17 protein-coding genes and 1 pseudogene are annotated in these 17,384 nt (G+C 70.7%); 10 read left to right on the plus strand and 8 right to left on the minus strand.

The window, feature by feature from the left end; all coding sequences use genetic code 11:
- Nucleotides 1–710: biotin/lipoyl-containing protein (locus ACKOB8_RS14745; RefSeq protein ID WP_526378543.1), on the minus strand; the 710-nt coding region annotated here is incomplete at its 3' end.
- Nucleotides 711–864: 154 nt separating this feature from the next.
- On the opposite strand from ACKOB8_RS14745, the gene ACKOB8_RS14750 reads away from it, so the two are divergent.
- Both ACKOB8_RS14750 and ACKOB8_RS14755 read left to right on the plus strand, forming a co-directional pair.
- Entirely contained in the window at nt 865–1,173 is a 309-nt protein-coding gene (locus ACKOB8_RS14750) for an oxidoreductase (RefSeq protein ID WP_526378545.1), read from the plus strand.
- 7 nt (nt 1,174–1,180) lie between these two features.
- Nucleotides 1,181–2,956 (plus strand): SDR family oxidoreductase, encoded by a 1,776-nt coding sequence (locus ACKOB8_RS14755; protein ID WP_526378547.1) that lies wholly within the window; start codon nt 1,181–1,183, stop codon nt 2,954–2,956.
- 13 nt (nt 2,957–2,969) lie between these two features.
- Here the strand turns inward: ACKOB8_RS14755 and ACKOB8_RS14760 are convergent, their stop codons facing one another.
- Nucleotides 2,970–4,490 carry a leucyl aminopeptidase gene (locus tag ACKOB8_RS14760; RefSeq protein ID WP_526378549.1) on the minus strand — a complete coding sequence of 507 codons (1,521 nt, stop codon included), beginning with the start codon at nt 4,488–4,490 and terminating at the stop codon, nt 2,970–2,972.
- A gap of 40 nt (nt 4,491–4,530) precedes the next feature.
- Here ACKOB8_RS14760 and gcvT point away from each other — a divergent pair, with 40 nt between their 5' ends.
- Together gcvT and ACKOB8_RS14770 are read left to right on the plus strand one after the other, a co-directional pair.
- Entirely contained in the window at nt 4,531–5,628 is a 1,098-nt protein-coding gene (gcvT, locus tag ACKOB8_RS14765; protein WP_526378551.1) for a glycine cleavage system aminomethyltransferase GcvT, read from the plus strand.
- Between the two features lie 43 nt (nt 5,629–5,671).
- Nucleotides 5,672–6,775: a branched-chain amino acid aminotransferase gene (locus ACKOB8_RS14770; protein ID WP_526378553.1), complete on the plus strand. Its 1,104-nt coding sequence runs from the start codon at nt 5,672–5,674 to the stop codon at nt 6,773–6,775.
- 18 nt (nt 6,776–6,793) lie between these two features.
- Here ACKOB8_RS14770 and ACKOB8_RS14775 read toward each other — a convergent pair whose 3' ends face one another.
- From ACKOB8_RS14775 to ACKOB8_RS14790, 4 genes are read right to left on the minus strand one after another with little or no spacing between them, the layout of a single operon-like run.
- Nucleotides 6,794–7,540 (minus strand): adenosylcobinamide-GDP ribazoletransferase, encoded by a 747-nt coding sequence (locus ACKOB8_RS14775; protein WP_526378573.1) that lies wholly within the window; start codon nt 7,538–7,540, stop codon nt 6,794–6,796.
- An 8-nt stretch (nt 7,541–7,548) separates the two neighbouring features.
- The gene (cobT, locus tag ACKOB8_RS14780) at nt 7,549–8,622 is read right to left on the minus strand and encodes a nicotinate-nucleotide--dimethylbenzimidazole phosphoribosyltransferase (protein ID WP_526378555.1); all 1,074 of its coding nucleotides are present in this window, start codon (nt 8,620–8,622) and stop codon (nt 7,549–7,551) included.
- On the minus strand, nt 8,622–9,170 hold the full coding sequence (locus ACKOB8_RS14785) for a bifunctional adenosylcobinamide kinase/adenosylcobinamide-phosphate guanylyltransferase (protein WP_526378557.1): 549 nt from the start codon (nt 9,168–9,170) through the stop codon (nt 8,622–8,624). The genes cobT and ACKOB8_RS14785 overlap by 1 nt, the downstream gene beginning before the upstream one ends.
- 11 nt (nt 9,171–9,181) lie before the next feature.
- Nucleotides 9,182–9,841 (minus strand): DUF3043 domain-containing protein, encoded by a 660-nt coding sequence (locus ACKOB8_RS14790; protein ID WP_526378559.1) that lies wholly within the window; start codon nt 9,839–9,841, stop codon nt 9,182–9,184.
- A gap of 43 nt (nt 9,842–9,884) precedes the next feature.
- Here ACKOB8_RS14790 and ACKOB8_RS14795 point away from each other — a divergent pair, with 43 nt between their 5' ends.
- Nucleotides 9,885–10,961, plus strand: coding sequence for a glycerate kinase (locus ACKOB8_RS14795; RefSeq protein ID WP_526378561.1), 1,077 nt, complete (start codon nt 9,885–9,887; stop codon nt 10,959–10,961).
- A gap of 68 nt (nt 10,962–11,029) precedes the next feature.
- Nucleotides 11,030–11,395 carry a HesB/IscA family protein gene (locus ACKOB8_RS14800; RefSeq protein WP_526378575.1) on the plus strand — a complete coding sequence of 122 codons (366 nt, stop codon included), beginning with the start codon at nt 11,030–11,032 and terminating at the stop codon, nt 11,393–11,395.
- Nucleotides 11,396–11,399: 4 nt separating this feature from the next.
- Here ACKOB8_RS14800 and ACKOB8_RS14805 read toward each other — a convergent pair whose 3' ends face one another.
- Nucleotides 11,400–12,053, minus strand: coding sequence for an Rv0361 family membrane protein (locus ACKOB8_RS14805; protein ID WP_526378563.1), 654 nt, complete (start codon nt 12,051–12,053; stop codon nt 11,400–11,402).
- Nucleotides 12,054–12,194: 141 nt separating this feature from the next.
- Here ACKOB8_RS14805 and ACKOB8_RS14810 point away from each other — a divergent pair, with 141 nt between their 5' ends.
- Nucleotides 12,195–13,187 (plus strand): carbohydrate kinase family protein, encoded by a 993-nt coding sequence (locus tag ACKOB8_RS14810; protein WP_526378565.1) that lies wholly within the window; start codon nt 12,195–12,197, stop codon nt 13,185–13,187.
- On the opposite strand, the gene asnB is transcribed toward ACKOB8_RS14810, so the two are convergent.
- Nucleotides 13,184–15,157 (minus strand): asparagine synthase (glutamine-hydrolyzing), encoded by a 1,974-nt coding sequence (gene asnB, locus ACKOB8_RS14815; protein ID WP_526378567.1) that lies wholly within the window; start codon nt 15,155–15,157, stop codon nt 13,184–13,186. The genes ACKOB8_RS14810 and asnB overlap by 4 nt on opposite strands.
- Before the next feature lie 209 nt (nt 15,158–15,366).
- Between asnB and ctaC the strand changes: the two genes are divergently transcribed.
- From ctaC to ACKOB8_RS14830, 3 genes and pseudogenes are all read left to right on the plus strand, one after another.
- Complete coding sequence (ctaC, locus tag ACKOB8_RS14820) at nt 15,367–16,392, plus strand: aa3-type cytochrome oxidase subunit II (protein WP_526378569.1); 1,026 nt, start codon at nt 15,367–15,369, stop codon at nt 16,390–16,392.
- A gap of 10 nt (nt 16,393–16,402) precedes the next feature.
- On the plus strand, nt 16,403–16,822 hold the full coding sequence (gene ctaF, locus ACKOB8_RS14825) for an aa3-type cytochrome oxidase subunit IV (protein WP_526378571.1): 420 nt from the start codon (nt 16,403–16,405) through the stop codon (nt 16,820–16,822).
- A 143-nt stretch (nt 16,823–16,965) separates the two neighbouring features.
- Nucleotides 16,966–17,384 (plus strand): annotated as a pseudogene (locus ACKOB8_RS14830) (hypothetical protein); the annotation flags it as partial.

Consider the following 17,384-nt stretch of genomic DNA (forward strand, 5'->3'; position numbering starts at 1 on the left):
GTCGGGGCGGGTGGCGGCGGCGCGGGAGCGGGCGAGGGTGGCGGCGGCGCGGCCGGTGCGGGTGCGGGCGCGGCGGAGGCAGACGCCGGGGCCGCGGTTCCGATCCGGGCCAGTTCGCCGCCGACCGGCACCGTGGTGTCCTCGGCGGCGGTGATGCTCAGCAGCGTGCCCGCCGCCGGAGAGGGGATCTCGGTGTCCACTTTGTCGGTCGAGACCTCCAGCAGGGGTTCGTCGGCGGCCACCGGGTCGCCGATGTTCTTCAGCCACCGGGTGACGGTGCCCTCGGTGACCGACTCGCCCAGTTCGGGCATCAGCACCGGCGTGGAACCCGCCGCAGGCGCAGGCGTCGCGGGCGGCGCAGCCGCCGGCGGGGCCTCGGGCGTCACGGCGGTCGGCGGCGGGGGTGCGGCAGCGGGGGCCGGTTCGGCCGGAGGCGCGGGTGCGGCCGCCGGCGGCGCGGCGGCGGCTTCGCCGGCCTCGCCGATGATGGCCAGCTCCCCGCCGACGGCGACGGTGTCGTCCTCCTGGGCGATGATCTTCGTCAGCACTCCCGAGGCCGGGGCGGGAATCTCGGTGTCCACCTTGTCGGTGGAGACCTCCAGCAGCGGCTCGTCCACCGTCACGGTGTCGCCCTCGCGCTTGAGCCACCGGGTGACAGTGCCCTCGGTGACGCTCTCGCCGAGCGCGGGCATCTGGACGGAGACGGCCATGTCTGTTGACTCCCTCGATCGTCGTGCGCTCTCTGGCTTACCACAGCGGGGTGTACCCGTGGCGTCAATCCGCCCCGCGCACCCGGGCCGGGCTTCTCTGGCACCATCGATAGAACAGCCCGCAAGCGAACCCGCGGAAAGGGGATGTCCGGCGGTGGGACTTTTCGGCGGTTTTCGGGGCAGGAAGCGTCGGGGCGCGCAGGCCGCCGGGCCCGACCTCGGCTATCTGGAGCAGTGGGCCGGGCAGCGCAGCGGCGTGGAGGCCTACGTCGAGCCGCAGACCAGGGTCACTCCGCTGACCGTCGTGCTGGTCGCCGCCGACGGTGAATGGACTCGCCGGCCGGTGGGGGACGCGGCCGGTGCCCGCCGGGTCGGCGAGCGGCTGGCGATCCCGGTCTACGACGTACAGAAGGTCGGCTATCCGCAGCGGATGCGTGACTTCGACGCCCAGCGCCGTCGCTGAGAGCCTGATGCGCGCCCGATCTGTGCAGTCCCGCGACGGAACCCGCATCGCGGTCTACGAGCAGGGTGATCCCGCCGGTCCGACCGTCGTCCTGGTGCACGGCTGGCCCGACACCCACGTGGTGTGGGAGGGCGTGGCCGCGCTGCTGGCCGACACCCACCGGGTCATCCGCTACGACAACCGCGGGGCGGGCGCCTCGGAGGTTCCCGGCCCGGTGTCCGCCTACACGCTGGCGCGTCTGGCCGACGACCTCGCTGCCGTCCTCGCCGAGGTGTGCCCCGGATCGCGGGTGCACCTGGTGGGTCACGACTGGGGTGCGGCGACGATCTGGGAGTACCTCGGTAATCGTCAGAGCCATCCCGAGGCCGCCGACCGGATCGCCTCCTACACCTCGATCTCCGGACCGGATCCGGTACACCTGAGCCGTTTCGTCCGGGGGGCGCTGGCCCGGCCCTACCGGCCCCGCCGGTTCTTCCGGGCCGTCGCCCAGGCGGCCCACCTGGGGTACATGTTCGGCTTCAGCATCCCGTTGCTCGCGCCGGTGGCGATGCGGGCCTTCCTGGCGCGGGCGATCAACCGGCTGCTGATCGCCCCGGGGATTCCTCCCGACCGTGTCTATCAGGGCGCCACGTACGTCTCCGATGCGGCCAACGGGCTGAAGATCTACCGGGCGAACTTCCTGCGCAACCTTGTCGCCCCCGCGCGCGCAGGAGGTGACCGCCGGGTCGGGGTGCCCGTGCAACTTCTGGTCAACACCGCAGATGTCTTCGTACGGCCCTACGTCTACGACGACACCGGGCGCTGGGTGGGCCGGTTGTGGCGGCGGGACGTCCCGGCCGGGCATTGGTCGCCGGTGTCGCACCCGCAGGTGGTCGCCGGTGCGGTCAGCGAACTCATCGCCCATCTCGGCGGAGCCCCGCCCACCCGCGCGCTGTTGCGCGCACAGGCCGACCGCCCCCGCCGGGACTTCGGCGACACCCTCGTCGCGGTCACCGGCGCCGGCAGCGGAATCGGCCGGGCGACCGCGCTGGCTTTCGCCGCCCACGGCGCGGAGGTGGTGGTCAGCGACATCGACGAAGCCGGCGCCAAGCAGACCGCGGCCCGGATCGCCGAGGCCGGCGGCCTCGCACATGCCTACGTGCTGGACGTCGCCGATTCCGGGGCCGTGGAGCGCTTCGCCGCCGCGGTCTGCGCCACGCACGGCGTTCCCGACGTCGTCGTCAACAACGCCGGGATCGGGGTGGCGGGGGACTTCCTGGACACCCCGCCCGAGCAGTTCGACCGCGTACTGGACGTCAACCTCGGCGGGGTGGTCAACGGCTGCCGGGCGTTCGCGCGCCGCCTGGTCGACCGGGGCACCGGAGGCCACATCGTCAATGTCGCGTCGATGGCGGCCTATGCCCCGCTCGGTTCGCTCAATGCCTACTGCACGTCGAAGGCGGCGGTCTACATGTTCTCCGACTGTCTGCGCGCCGAACTGGCCGCCGCCGGGATCGGGCTGACCACGATCTGTCCGGGGGTGGTGAACACCAACATCGTCGCCGCCACCGAATTCCATCCGGCTCAGGGACGCCACGCGGCGGTGCCGGGGCGCCGTGCCGCGCTGCAGCGGATGTTCGAGTTGCGCCGGTACCCGCCGGAGAAGGTGGCCGAGGCGATCCTGGCCGCGGTGCGCGGCAACAGGGCGATCCGCCCGGTCGCCCCGGAGGCCCATCTGCTCTATGCCACCTCGCGGGTGCTGCCGCCGGTGCTGCGCAGCACGGCGCGCGGAAAGGTGCTCTAGTCACCGGGAGTCGCTAGCCGTTGAGCGCGATGTCCTCCAGCACCGCGAACAGCGTGCGCACGGGTACCCCTGTCGCGCCCTTGGGCGTGTAGCCCCACGGTCCGGTGGTGTTGTAGGCCGGCCCGGCGACGTCGAGGTGGACCCACTGAACGTCCTCGGCGACGAACTCGCGCAGATACACCCCGGCCACCAGCATGCCGGCGAAACGCTGGGAACTGACGTTGGCCAGATCGGCGACGGTCGATTTCAGGTCGTCCTTGAGTTCGTCGGGCAGCGGCATCGGCCAGGCGTTCTCACCGGCCTGCTGGGACAGCGCCGCCACCCGGTCGCGGAACTCGTCGCTGCCCATCACCCCGGGGATGCGCGCACCCAGCGCGACGGTCTGGGCCCCGGTCAGCGTCGAGGTCTCGATGAGGTAGTCCGGCCGGTCCTCGCAGGCTCGCACGATGGCGTCGGCGAGGATCAAGCGCCCCTCGGCGTCGGTGTTGAGGACCTCGACGGTGGTCCCGCCGTACTGGGTCAGTACGTCGCCGGGGCGTTGCGCGGTCGCCGAGGGCATGTTCTCGGCCATCGGCACGGTGGCGATCACGTCGATGGGCAGCTTCTGCTCGGCGGCCAGCACGACCGCCGCGATCACCGCGGCAGCGCCGGCCATGTCCGAGGTCATGTGGTGCATCGCCGCGGCCGGCTTGATCGAGATGCCCCCGGTGTCGAAGGTGACCCCCTTGCCGACCAGCGCGACCTTCCTGGGTCTGCGGCCTGTGGCGCCCCGGTAGGTCAGCCGCACCAGTCGGGGCGGGCGGGAGGAACCCTTTCCGACCCCGATGATGCCGCCGTACCCGCCCTTGGCCAATGCCTTCTCGTCGAGCACCTCGACGCGCAGCCCCGCGGCTTTGCCGAAAGCCGCTGCGCGGCGGGCGAGTTCGTCGGGATGCAGGTGGCTGGGCGGAGTGTTGACCAGGTTGCGGGCGACCACCACCGCCGAGGCGATCGCCCTGGCGCGGGCGGCGGCGCCCTTGGCGCCGGAGGCTGTGCTCAGCGCAACGATCCTGGCCAGCGCCGCTTCCTTGGGTGCGGTTTTGGGGCTTCGGAACTCATGCATCTGATACGCGCCCAGAATCAGTCCCTCGACGGCGGCCTGCAGGTGCAACTCGCTCAGCGTGGTCAGGACCGACTCGACGCCGGGCAGGGCACGGGCGGCGACGCCGGCGGCACGCCGGATCACCTCGCCCGGCCATTCCTCGCGCGGGGCGCCGAGTCCGACCGCCAGCACGCTGGCCACGGGAAGCGACGGGACGATCAGTCGGGTGAGCTGTTCGGGGCCGGCCTTGGCGCCCAGTGCGCGCAGCGACACGTTGATCTCCCCGACGGTCTCGGCATCGAGGAACTCGCCAGCGACGACCGTCGGTGTGCCGCCGTCGTCGGACACCACCGGTACGACCATCACCGCCGCACCCGACAGCCGTTTGGGCACGGCGGCGGCGACAGCAACACTCGGGACGACACCGGGGACGACACTCGGGACCTGACTCACCGTCAACACCCTAGACGTGCGGGGTTTAGGGTGGGGCAGCGTGACGACGGAACTGCTGCACGGACCGCTCGAGGACCGCCACCGCGGCCGTGACGCCACGTTCGCCCCCTTCGGCGGGTGGCTGATGCCGGTGTCCTACGCGGGAACAGTCGGGGAGCACAACGCCACCCGCGCCGCCGTCGGGTTGTTCGATGTCAGCCATCTCGGCAAGGCTTCGGTGTCCGGCCCGGGAGCCGCTGAGTTCGTCAATGCCGCGCTGACCAACGACCTGCGTCGGATCGGCCCCGGCGAGGCTCAGTACACGCTGTGCTGCACGGCCGACGGCGGCGTGATCGACGACATGATCGCCTACTACGTGAACGACGAGGAGATTTTCCTGGTGCCCAATGCCGCGAACACGGCGGCGGTGGTGGCGGCGCTCGAAGACCTCGCACCGCGGGGAGTCTCGGTCACCGACGAACATCGTGCCTACGCGGTCTTGGCCGTTCAGGGGCCGCGCTCCGAGCAGGTGCTCACCGCACTCGGGTTGCCGGGGCAGATGGGCTACATGGAATTCAGAGACGCCGGCTTCGACGGGGCCCCGGTGCGGGTCTGCCGTACCGGCTACACCGGGGAGCACGGTTACGAACTGCTGCCGACCTGGGATGGCGCACCGAAGTTGTTCGATGCCCTGGTGGCCGAAGTGGAACGGTGCGGTGGCCAACTCGCCGGCCTCGGCGCGCGCGACACGCTGCGCACGGAGATGGGCTATCCGCTGCATGGACACGAACTGGCGCTCGACATCTCGCCGCTGCAGGCCCGGTGCGGGTGGGCGGTGGGCTGGTCGAAAGAGCAGTTCTGGGGCCGCGACGCACTGCTGGCCGAGAAGCGCGCCGGGCCGCGCCGGGTGCTGCGCGGCCTGCGCGCCGTCGGCCGCGGCGTGCCCCGCGCGGGCATGTCCGTGCTGTGTGACTCCGCCGCAGTGGGCGTCACCACGTCCGGCACCTTCTCCCCGACGCTGGGGGTCGGCATCGCCCTGGCGCTGCTGGACTCCGACGCCGAGGTGTCCGACGGGGCGGTGGTCAGCGTCGATGTCCGGGGGCGGCCGCTGGACTGCGAGGTCGTCAAACCGCCGTTCGTCGACGTCCGCACCCGCTGAACGGCTTCGACACCCTCGCCCCCTCCGGTTATAGAATCGCGCCATGCCCGCCCCGCTCGAGTTCAGCATCGAGCGCGCGGCGCACCCCGTGCCCGACGACAGGCGGGCCGCCATCCTGGCCGATCCCGGATTCGGTCAGTACTACACCGACCACATGGTGTCGCTGCTCTACAGTCGCGACCTCGGCTGGCACGACGCGCACGTGATCCCCTACGGCCCGATCGAGTTGGACCCGTCGGCGATCGTGCTGCACTACGCGCAGGAGGTGTTCGAGGGGCTCAAGGCCTACCGCTGGGCCGACGGCTCGATCGTGTCCTTCCGGCCGGAGGCCAACGCGGCCCGGTTGCGGGCCTCGTGCCGTCGGCTGGCGATCCCGGAGTTGCCGGGCGAGATCTTTCTGGAGTCCCTGCGCCAGCTGGTCGCCGTCGACCACGAGTGGGTTCCGCCCGCCGGCGGTGAGCAGTCCCTCTATCTGCGGCCGTTCATCATCGCCACCGAGCCGGGGCTGGGCGTACGGCCGTCGGCGCAGTACCGCTATCTGGTGATCGCCTCACCGGCCGGCGCCTACTTCAAGGGCGGAGTGAAACCGGTCAGCGTGTGGCTGTCCACCGAGTACGTGCGCGCCAGCCCGGGCGGCACCGGTGCGGCGAAGTTCGGCGGCAACTACGCGGCCTCGCTGCTCGCCCAGGCCGAGGCGGCTTCTCACGGCTGCGACCAGGTGGTGTGGCTGGACGCCATCGAGCGGCGCTACATCGAGGAGATGGGCGGGATGAACCTGTTCTTCGTCTTCGGCAGCGGCGGCTCCGCGCGGCTGGTCACCCCCGAACTGAGCGGCTCGCTGTTGCCCGGCATCACCCGCGATTCGCTGCTGCAGCTGGCCGGGGACGCGGGGTTTGCGGTGGAGGAACGCAAGATCGACGTCGAGGAGTGGCGCAAGGGCGTGGCGACCGGCGAGATCACCGAGGTGTTCGCCTGCGGCACCGCCGCGGTGATCACCCCGGTCGCGCGGGTCAAGTACGGCGAGGGGGAGTTCACCGTCGGCAACGGCGAACCCGGGGAGGTGTCGATGGCGCTGCGGGACACGCTCACCGGCATTCAACGCGGCACCTTCGCCGACACCCACGGCTGGATGACGCGGCTGCGCTGAGGTTCGCGGGTCCGGCGCTCAGGGCCGGATCACCAGACCGACGGCGGTCAGCGTCGTGGCTACTTCGATGGCCGCGCCGATCACGTCGCCGCTGATCCCCCCGAATCGGCGTGCGCAGTGCCGGATCAGGCCTGCGGCCGCGGCCAGCGCCAGCACCACCACCAGCGGGCCCTGCCACGGCCGCGGGGTGGCGAACACGGCCAGAGCGCACGCGACGAGCACCCAGGCCACCACCACCACCGGGGGCTGGGTGCCGGCGACGCGGCTTGCGAGTTGACTGCCCGGTCCCGCCGCAACCCCGCGCCGGCAGGACAGCACCGCCGCGACCCGGCCCGCCACGACGGCGGTCACCGCGGCGGCCAGACCTTGTTTTCCCGGCGACATCAGCGAGAAGGCCGCGGCCTGCGAGGCGAGGCCGACGACGATCGCGGCCACGCCGAACGCACCGACGGAACCCTCGCGCATCACGGCCAGCGCCCGCTCCGGCGGACCGTGACAGCCCAGCCCGTCGGCGGTGTCGGCCAGTCCGTCGAGATGCAGTCCGCGGGTGAGCAGCAGCAGCACCGTCACCGCGAGCAACCCGGTCAGCGGCGAGTGCGGCCCGAACGCCCAGCCGCCGGCCCACAGCGTCCCGGCCGCCGCGGCGCCGAGCACCGCGCCGACGGCGGGTAGCAAGCCGACGGTGGACGCGCCGAGTTCCGATCCGCGGCGACCGGCGGGCAGTACCGTCGCGAAGGCGAACGCGCTTGCCAGTCCGCCGATCACCCCGGGTCTCACGGCGCGACCGGGCCGGAGACCCCGGCGTCGGTGAAGGTCGCCATGGAGGACAGCACGGCGACCGCGGCGCGCACGATCGACAGCGCGACCGCGGCCCCGCTGCCCTCCCCGAGTCGCAGTCCCAGATCGAGGATCGGTTGCAACTCGAGTTGGGCCAGGGCCAGATCGTGGGCCGGCTCGGGTGACCGGTGGCCGGCCTGCCACCACGACCGGGCACCCGGTGCCATCTGCTCGGCCAGCAGTGCGGCCGCGGTGACGGCCAGGCCGTCGAGCAACAGCGGGGTGCGCCGCACGGCCGCCTGGGCGCAGAAGCCCGCCATCGCGGCGAGGTCAGCACCGCCGCAGGCGGCCAGCAGCGCGACCGGATCCGATCGCGCGGCGCGGGAACGGTAGAGCGCGTCACGCACGGCCGCCGTTTTGCGCGACCATGCCGCATCATCGATGCCGGTGCCGCGGCCGACCGCGGCGACCGGCTCGGTGTTCGTCAGCGCCGCGATCAATGTCGTTGCCGCGGTGGTGTTTCCAATTCCCATGTCGCCGGCGATCAGCAGGTCGGCACCGGCGTCGACCTCCTCGTCGGCGACCCGGATTCCGGCCTCGAGAGCGGCCTGCACCTCTGCGGGCAGCAGGGCATCCTCGACGGCGATGTTGCCGCTGGACCTGCGCACCTTGTGGCGCGCGAGCCGATCATCAGGGTCCCGGTCGGGATCTCGGTCGCAGTCCACCGCGATGTCCACCGCGCGGACCGTCGCTCCGGCGGTCTCGGCGAGAACGTTGATGCCCGCACCGCCCGAGGAGATGTTCGACAGCATCTGGGCGGTCACCTCCGGCGGGTAGGCGGACACGCCGGCGCGCGCGACGCCGTGGTCGCCGGCGAACACCACCACCCGGGCCCGCTGGAACCGCTGCGGCGGGCAGCGACCCTGGCAGGCGGCCACCCACACCGACAGATCCTCGAGCCGGCCCAGCGCACCGGCGGGCTTGGTCAGCAGGTCTTGACGGCGGCGTGCCGCCGCGGCGGCACGCCCGTCCGGCGACGGCACCGCGGCGAACAACGTCGGCCCGGCCATCAGCTCGGAGCCTCAGTGGCGGGTTTGACCTGCAGGGGTTGTCCGGCCACCACCAGAACCACCCGCTCACAGCACTCGGCCAGACGCTGGTTGAGCCGGCCCAGTTCGTCGGCGAACCGGCCGCCGGCTGCCGTGGCCGGCACCACGGACAGCCCCACCTCGGGACTGACGAGCACCAGCGGCGCGCGGAAGTCGTCGACGGCGCTGATCAGATCCTCGACGTCCCCGGCGACCGACCCGCGCTCCCATCCGGCCCGGTCCAGGGCCGCGGTCAGCCAGCCGCCGAGGTCGTCGACCAGGGCGGGACTTGTCGGTTCGGTGCGCAGTTCGGTGGCCACGTCAGCGGTCTCCCGGGTCTGCCAGGTGTCTGGCCGGCGCTGCCGGTGATCGGCGACACGCTGTGCCCAGGCGGTGTCCGATCCCGCAGTCGGGCCGGTCGCGATGTAACGCATCCGCTCGGCGGCCGCGCCGCCGAGCATCGCCAGCGCCGCCCGTTCGGCCCACAGAGACTTTCCCGACCGGATTCCGCCCAGCACCAGAACGCGCACCGCGGGTGCGATCAGAGGACCTTGGCGCCGCGGGCCACCATCGGTCGCGGCATCCGCATCCGGCGTATCTGGGAGGCGCGGCCCGCCGCGTAGAGTCCGAGCTTCCAGCGGGACTCGGTGTTCTCCGGGAATCTCGCCGCGACCGCCCTGTTGACCTTGCGCGACAACAGGACCGCGTCGAGGACCATCGCCAGCATCAGCAGCAGCATCGCGGGGGAGATGAACAGCTGCACCCTCGGCACGGCGAGCATGACGAAAATCAGCGACAGCGCGGCCGGCATGAACAGCCCGAGAACGTTGCGACGGGAGTCGACGATGTCGCGGACGAAGCGGCGCACCGGACCCTTGTCGCGCGGCAGCAGGTAATCCTCCTCGCCGGCCATCATCCGTTCGCGCCGCTCGGCGATGGCCTCCCGGCGCCGCAGCTTGTCCGCCCGGCGCTCTTCGCTGGTCATGGTGCGACGCATCTCCCGGCGCCGTTTGCGGGCCTCGGAGACCGTCATCGGTGCCGGCGCGACCGGTCCCCGGCGTCTGGCGCTCGCGTTACGTTTCGGGGTCGGACGGCCCTTCGGTGCGGTGGTGCCCGACGAGGCGGCCGGCAGCGGATCGGACGCGGATTCGGCGTCCGGCGCTTCCTCGTCGTCATTGCTCTTGCGGCCCAGCAGCTTCACGACTGTCAGGTTACTTCGCCGGGTCCCGGTCTACCCTGCGGAGGTGGCCGGCCTTCGCGTGCTGATCGCGCCGGACTGCTTCGGTGACAGCCTGACCGCACTCGAGGCGACTGAGGCCATCGCCGTCGGTTGGCATGCGGCCCGCCCTGCCGACACACTCGTCGGCGCCCCGCAGTCCGACGGGGGGCCGGGTTTCCTGGACGTGCTTGCCCAACGCCTCCCTCTGCGGGTGCAGCGCTGCCGGGTAGCCGGACCGCTCGCGACGGAGGTGGACGCCGACTGGGGATACGACGCCGCGGCCGCGACGGCCTACATCGAGTGCGCCCAGGCCTGCGGGCTGGCGCTGCTGGGCGGCCCGCCCACGCCGGACACCGCGCTGTCGGCTCACAGCCGGGGGGTCGGGCAGCTCATCGCAGCAGCGATCGATTGCGGCGCGACGTCGGTCGTGGTGGGCCTCGGCGGCAGCGGGTGCACCGACGGCGGGCGGGGGATGCTCGACGCTCTCGGCGGCCTGCCCGGCGCCCGTCAGCGCGTCGGCGCGACCCGGCTCATCGCGGCGACCGACGTCGAGCATCCGCTGCTGGGACCGCACGGTGCTGCGCGCGTGTTCGGACCGCAGAAGGGGGCCGACCCGGCCACCGTGGACCGACTCGAGCGACGGCTGTCGTCCTGGGCCGTGGAGCTGGAGCGGTTCGCCGGCGCGCCGGTGGCGTCGCTGCCCGGCGCCGGCGCGGCCGGTGGGCTGGGCGCGGCGCTGCTTGCCCTGGGCGCGCGGCGCGAATCGGGTGCGGCACTGGTCGCGGCGCAGACCGGCCTGGCCGCCGAGGTCGCCGCTGCCGAGGTGATCGTCACCGGCGAGGGCCGGCTCGACGACCAGTCGCTGCACGGCAAGGTGGTGGGATCGCTGGCCGCGATGGCCCGCTCGGCCGGGCGCCCGGGCGTCCCGGTCCTGGTGCTGGCCGGCCAGGTCATGCTGGACGCGGCGGCCCAGCGTGCCGTCGGGATCCGGGCCGAGTCGCTGGCCGACCACGCCGGGTCGGTGCGGCGGGCCATCGACGACGCGGCGGTCCAGCTCGCCGGGCTGGCCACCAGGACCGCGATTGACCTGGCGCAGGAATAGCCGACCGAAGGGGTAACGTTGTTCCCAGCCGGGATACACCAGACCCGAGTCCACATCCGAGGAGAGTGATCACCGTGTCCGATGAGTCGGCCACCTCGACGACCTCGACCCACGGCGTCACCCTGAGCGACGCGGCCGCGGCGAAGGCCAAGGCACTGCTCGACCAGGAGGGCCGCGAGGACCTGACGCTGCGCATCGCCGTGCAGCCCGGGGGTTGCGCGGGTCTGCGTTACAACCTGTTCTTCGACGACCGGGTCCTCGACGGAGATCTTGCGGTCGAGTTCAGCGGGGTGACCCTGACCGTCGACCGGATGAGTGCGCCGTATGTCCAGGGGGCGACCATCGACTTCGTCGACACCATCGAGAAGCAGGGATTCACGATCGACAATCCCAACGCCACCGGATCGTGCGCCTGCGGCGACTCGTTCAACTGAGGCTTCAGTACTGCGCGGCCGTCCGCAATAGGTAGGAACACACCAGCAGCCGGTTGTCCTGGCGCAGCACCTGCGCGATGGCCTGCTCGTCCCCGCGGGCGGAGCGTGCCGCGGCGGCCGGGGCCACCCGCATCGTGAACAGCACCTGTGCCTGGTAGGACGAGGACGGGACAATCTTGTCGACCGAGACCACCTCGGCCCGGGTGAATTGCTTGCGGAATGCATCGCTGGCCAACCGGGCCAGCGCCAGGTCGGATCGCCGGTCCTTGATCGCGTCGTACATGCCGCACAGAGTGTTGCGGGCGACGGTCTCGGTGTCACCGGTGGCCAGCGCGTCGAGGTAGTCCTGGATCGCCGCCTTCGTCGCGGTGTCCGTGAACGCCGCCGGTCCCGTGGCCGCCCGGTTTCCGCCGAGCGTGACCGCCGCGAGGACCAGGACTCCGACCAGCGACAGCCCCACAAGGCCCCAGATCACGGCTCGGGCGCCGCGGCCTTGTGGGGGGTGCTGGGCAGGGTAGGGCACCGGCGGCGGCAGGGTGTCGGGATAGCCACCCGGGCCTGGATAGAGTCCGGGGTAGGGCCCGGAATCGGGGGGCGCGGGATAGGCGGGCTGGGACTCCGGGCCGACCGGCGGAGGGGGCGGAACCGGGCCAGCCATCCAAAGGTCTCCTGATTCGTCGGTGGTCGCGATCACGCCACCGGGTCGCGTCGTGCTCTCTGGTGCGCCCTATAGTCGCCTAGTCGGCTTGCCGCCGAAGCCGCCGCCCAGGCTATCGCACACTCGCTGAGGGGGACGTCCGTGACCATCGCGGTGACCGGATCCATCGCCACCGACCACCTGATGCGCTTCCCGGGCCGGTTTTCCGAGCAACTCCTCGCCGAGCATCTGCAGAAGGTTTCGCTGAGCTTCCTGGTCGAGGACCTCGTGGTCCACCGCGGCGGTGTGGCCGGCAACATGGCCTACGCGATCGGTGTCCTGGGCGGCAACCCGCTGCTGGTCGGCGCGGCGGGGGTCGACTTCACCGAGTACCGCGAGCACCTGGAGGCAGTCGGGGTCGACTGTGACCACGTGCTGGTCTCCGACACCCAGCACACCGCGCGTTTCGTCTGCACGACCGACCTGGACATGGCCCAGATCGCGTCGTTCTATCCCGGTGCGATGTCGCGGGCGCGCAACATCAGGCTGGCCGACATGGTTGCCGCCGCCGGGGAGCCCGACCTGGTCATCGTCGGGGCCAACGACCCCGAGGCGATGCACGCCCACACCGAGGAATGCCGCGCGCTGAAGCTGCGCTTCGCCGCCGATCCGTCCCAGCAGCTGGCCCGGCTTTCCGGAGACGAGATCCGCCAGCTGGTCGACGGCGCGACATATCTGTTCAGCAACGACTACGAGTGGGACCTGATGTTGTCCAAGACCGGCTGGACCGAGGCGCAGGTGCGCGATCAGGTGGGTCTGCGGGTCACCACGCTCGGCGCTGACGGGGTGGATCTGGTGGACGGCGACGGCTCCGCCGTGCGCGTCGGCGTCGTGCCGGAGACCGAACGGGTGGATCCCACCGGGGTCGGCGACGCGTTCCGGGCGGGCTTTCTGACCGGCCGGGGTGCCGGACTGGATCTGGAGCGCTCCGCCCAGCTGGGATCGATGGTCGCGGTCCTGGTACTGGAGACCACCGGGACGCAGAACTGGGTCTGGGACCCCGCGGCCGCCGGCGATCGGCTGGCCGGAGCCTACGGCGCCGAAGCGGCGGCCGAGATCATCCGGGCGCTGGGTGCCCAGTTCCGATCGGCCTAAAGCTGGACCGGGTAGCGCGGCTCGCTGATGACCGGGACCACGCTGCCGTCGACGAAGACCGCGTGCCACAGCAGGAAGATCAGCACCGTCCACAGCCGCCGGCTGTGATCGGCCTCTCCGGCCCGGTGGGCGTCGAGCATCGCGGTCACCGCAGCGAGATCGACGAGCTGTCCCGCCTCGCCGGCCTGTGCGACGCCGATCATGCCGTACGCCCAATCCATCAACTCCCCGGATCGCAGCCAGTGCCGAATCGGTACCGGGAACCCGAGCTTCGCCCGGTGCAGGACATGCGCCGGCACGATCGGCTCCAGCGCACGCCGAAGCGCGTACTTGGTGGTGGTGCGGGTGATCTTCTGGTCCAGCGGCAACCGGGAAGCGACGGCGAACACCTCCGGATCCAGGAACGGGACACGCAGTTCCAGTGAGTTAGCCATCGTCATCTTGTCGGCCTTGACCAGGATGTCGCCGCGCAGCCAGGTGAACAAGTCGATGTGCTGCATGCGGGCGACCGGATCCCAGTCACGGGACTCCGCGTAGATCGACGTGGTGACATCGGTGTGTGTCCAGCCCGGATCGAATCCGGGAAGCACCGCACGAAGCTGATCGTCGGAGAAGCTGCGCGCGTTGCCGTAGTAGCGCTCTTCGAGCGTCAGCGACCCACGGTGCAGCAGGCTCTTGCCGCGCATGCCGGTCGGCAGCGGCCGCGACGCCCTACCCAGTGACTTGCGAAATTTCCGGGGCAGATAGTCGAAAGCCTTGAGCGACAATGGTTCCCGGTAGATGGTATAGCCCCCGAAGAGCTCGTCGGCACCTTCGCCGGACAGCACCACCTTGACGTGCTTTCGAGCCTCACGAGCGATGAAGAACAGCGGCACCAGCGCCGGGTCCGCCACCGGTTCGTCGAGGTACCAGACGATCTCCGGCAGCGCGGCGACGAACTCGGACTGGGTGACCACCTTCGCGACGTGACGTGCACCGATCGCCTCCGCGGACGCGACCGCCACGTCGACCTCGGAGAACCCCTCTCGCTCGAAGCCGGTGGTGAAGGTGATCAATCGTGGGTTGTGCCGTATCGCCAGCGCGGCGATCGCGGTGGAGTCGATACCGCCGGACAGAAATGCGCCCACGGTGACGTCGGCGCGCATGTGCTTGGCCACCGAGTCCTCCAGCACCGCGGTGATCTCGTCGTAGCGGGACTGGGCCGAACCCGCAGCGACGGGCACCGCGGCGAAGCGGGGCCGGAAGTAGCGGCTCACCGCCGGAGCTTCGCCCGGCCGGATGACGGCGTGGCAGCCCGACTCGAGTCGGCGCACCCCGCGTGTCAGGGTCTCCGGCTCCGGGACGTATTGCAGCACCGTGTAGTGCTGCACGGCCCGGCGATCGATGCCGGTGTCCAGGCCCAGCACGTCGGCCAGGTCCAGCAGGCACTTCTTCTCGCTGCCGACCGCCGAGCCGCCCGGTCCGGTCGCCATGTACAGCGGCTTGATACCGAAGGGGTCGCGGGCGCAGAACAGCTCGCCGCGCACGGTGTCCCACAGGGCGAAGGCGAACATGCCCCGCAGCCTGCTCAGCGCCTCGGCGCCCCAGTAGTGGTAGGCCGCGACGATCGCCTCGCCGTCGCCGTCGGTGGCGAAGGACGCCCCGTAGCGGTCGGCCAGTTCGGCCCTCAGTTCGAGGTAGTTGTAGATCTCTCCGTTGAACACCAGCACGTACCGGTCAGGTTCGGCCGGCGGCCCCCAGCGCAGCGGCTGGTGGGAGTGGGCGATGTCGATGATCGACAATCGGTTGAAGCCGAGCACGGCAGTCCCCGGCGCCCCTTGTGCACCGGTTTCACCGCCCACGTCCGCCCAGGTGCCGGGTTCGTCCGGGCCACGGTGCCGCATGAGGTGCGAGGCGCCGGCAACGGCCTCGACGACGTGCGTGGTTATTGACCCCGGCGCCGGTCCTACCAGGGCAATCAGTCCGCACACCCGGCCTAGTATGCCCGAGGCGCCGGGTCGGTGAACGGGTGCGCGGGGCGAATCGCCAGGTGTGTCCGATAGTCGCTCAAGGGTGGTCTACGCTGCGTATTATTCGCATGTCGGGTGCGATCGCCGGACCGGCCGACACCCATCGGCCAGCGACATCAGGAGGCGGCAAGGTGACATCCCGCGGCCCAAGCCGACCGCGTCGGTGGCGGATGACGGCCCTGGCGGTCGTGGTGGGTCTGGTGGCGCTGACGGTCAGCGGGTGCAGCTGGCAGGAGGCGCTGGGGCTGGGCTGGCCCAAGGGCATCACCCCGGAAGCGCACGCCAACCGGCAGCTCTGGGTGGGCTCGGTCATCGCCGCGGCGGTCGTGGGCGCGATCACCTGGATCATGATGGCCTGGTCGCGGGCATTCCACCGGAAGAAGCCCGGCGATGACGAGATGCCCCGCCAATTCGCCTACAACATGCCGCTGGAACTGGTGCTGACGGTGGTCCCGTTCCTGATCATCACGGTCCTGTTCTACTTCACCGTGGTCACCCAGCAGAAGATGCTGCACAAGGAGGACAATCCCGAGGTCGTCGTCGACATCACCGCCTTCCAGTGGAACTGGAAATTCGGCTACCAGAAAGTCGCCTACTCCGACGGGACCTTCAACTTCGACGGCGCTGATCCGGCCCGCAAAGCGGCGCTGATCTCCAAGCCTGAGGGTGTCGACGAACACGGCCACGAGAAGGTGGGCGCGATCCGGGGCCTCAATCCGCAGGATCGCAGCTACCTGAACTTCGACAAGGTCGAGACCGTGGGCACCAGCAACGAGATTCCGGTGCTGGTGCTTCCTGCGGGCAAGCGCATCGAGTTCCAGCAGGCCTCGGCCGACGTCATCCACTCCTTCTGGGTGCCGGAGTTCCTCTTCAAGCGTGACGTCTTCCCGGACCCGAAGGCGAACCACACCGAAAACATCTGGCAGGTGTCGGAGATCACCGAGACCGGGGCTTTCGTCGGCCGGTGCGCTGAGATGTGCGGGACGTATCACTCGATGATGAATTTCGAGATCAGAGTGGTCGAACCCGACGCGTTCAAGACGTACCTGCAGGCGCGCATCGGCGGCAAGACCAATGCGGAGGCTCTGCAGGCGATCAACGAAGCGCCGACGGCCGTCACCACCAGGCCGTTCGACACCCGCCGTGGCGAACAGGTGATCCCGGGGCAGGCCGCGACGTCACAGGCGAGCAGGTAGGGGATTCCCGATGCGTATCGAAGCCAGGCTCTTTGAGATCCTGACCGGACTCTTCATCCTCGCCGCCGTCGTCTACGGAGTTCTGACGAAGATCTTCGAACCGGGCGGCTTGGAGTGGGCCGGCACCACCGCGCTGGTGATGACCGCAGGCCTGTCGCTGATCATCGGCACGTTCTTTCGCTTCGTGGCCCGTCGGCTCGACACCCGGCCCGAGGACTATCCGGATGCCGATATCGCCGACGGCGCAGGCGAACTGGGGTTCTTCTCGCCGCACAGCTGGTGGCCGATCCTGATCGCCCTGGCTTTCTCCATCGCGGCCGTCGGGGCGGCGCTGTGGCTGCCGTGGCTGATTTTCGCGGGCATCGTGTTCGTCCTCGCGGCGGTGTCGGGTCTGGTGTTCGAGTACTACATCGGCCCCGAGAAGCACTGAGCGACAGAAGTCACAATCGGGTCGAGACTTCGACGCGCGACGGTGAGCGTAAGTGCTGATTCGCCCGCCCGGTGGGTAGTGTCTGGAAACACCGTCACGGCGACCGTGACGGCAAGGACAGGCTCGAAAGAGGTTAGGCAGGGATGAGCGGACCCAATCCGCCGGACCACCCGACTGAGGACTACCGGGACGAACTGACCGACACCGGTTTTTCGCGCGCCTACTCCGCCCCGGAGGCCGAGCAGTACACGATCGCGCCCTACGTCCCGGCCGACAGCACGCTCTACGAACGGGGCGGCTATGGCGACTATGGCGGCTATGGCGATTACGGCGATTACGGAAGCTACGAGAGCTACGACGACGTCGCCGGATCCGCTGACCTCTCGCCGCCGAAGTGGCCGTGGGTGGTGGGCGTCACGGCGATCATCGCGGCGATCGCCCTGGTGGTATCGGTCTCGCTGCTGGTGACAACCGACACGAAGAATCTGGCGGTGCCATCGGCGACGACGACCGTGCCGGTCCCGCCGGTGCAGGACGAGATCACCACCCCGCCGCCCCCGAC

It is taken from the genome of Mycobacterium sp. (assembly GCF_046091765.1).
Taxonomy (GTDB): domain Bacteria; phylum Actinomycetota; class Actinomycetes; order Mycobacteriales; family Mycobacteriaceae; genus Mycobacterium.

Excerpts from the sequence above, each read along its gene's own strand:
- ACKOB8_RS14755 (WP_526378547.1), top strand. The coding sequence starts at position 1,181 with ATGCGCGCCCGATCTGTGCAGTCCCGCGACGGAACCCGCATCGCGGTC.
- ACKOB8_RS14770 (WP_526378553.1), top strand. The coding sequence starts at position 5,672 with ATGCCCGCCCCGCTCGAGTTCAGCATCGAGCGCGCGGCGCACCCCGTG.
- cobT (WP_526378555.1), bottom strand. The coding sequence starts at position 8,622 with ATGGCCGGGCCGACGTTGTTCGCCGCGGTGCCGTCGCCGGACGGGCGT.
- ACKOB8_RS14805 (WP_526378563.1), bottom strand. The coding sequence starts at position 12,053 with ATGGCTGGCCCGGTTCCGCCCCCTCCGCCGGTCGGCCCGGAGTCCCAG.
- ctaC (WP_526378569.1), top strand. The coding sequence starts at position 15,367 with ATGACGGCCCTGGCGGTCGTGGTGGGTCTGGTGGCGCTGACGGTCAGC.
- ctaF (WP_526378571.1), top strand. The coding sequence starts at position 16,403 with ATGCGTATCGAAGCCAGGCTCTTTGAGATCCTGACCGGACTCTTCATC.